The organism is Streptococcus suis (assembly GCF_002964045.1).
Classification (GTDB): domain Bacteria; phylum Bacillota; class Bacilli; order Lactobacillales; family Streptococcaceae; genus Streptococcus; species Streptococcus suis_U.
The window spans coordinates 1-332 of sequence record NZ_POPB01000574.1; the positions used below are offsets into that span (position 1 = coordinate 1).

At 50.0% G+C, this 332-nt stretch carries 1 protein-coding gene; it reads left to right on the forward strand.

Going from position 1 to position 332, the window contains the following annotated elements:
- Positions 1-319 (forward strand): bifunctional 4-hydroxy-2-oxoglutarate aldolase/2-dehydro-3-deoxy-phosphogluconate aldolase (locus C1E99_RS12785; protein WP_419580086.1); only part of this gene is annotated, 319 nt, incomplete at its 5' end.
- Positions 320-332 lie beyond the last annotated feature (13 nt).

Below are 332 nucleotides of genomic sequence, written 5' to 3' on the forward strand. Positions count from 1 at the left end.
AGAGGCTGAGGTATTCTACTTCCCAGGCTGTGCAACTGCAACAGAGATTGTCACAGCTAGTCAGGCGGGATGTCCTATTATCAAGCTTTTCCCTGGTGGCGTGTTGGGGCCTGGATTTATCAAGGATATTCACGGCCCTGTGCCCCAAGTGGATTTGATGCCTTCTGGCGGCGTATCGGTTGAAAATGTTGCAGATTGGAAAAAGGCAGGCGCTTGTGCTGTTGGAGTCGGTTCTGCTCTGGCAAGTCGAGTGCAGGCTGAAGGCTATGAAAGTGTAACGACGATTGCTCGCAGTTTTGTTGCAGCTTTGGAGGGATGAAATGAGTTTTAAT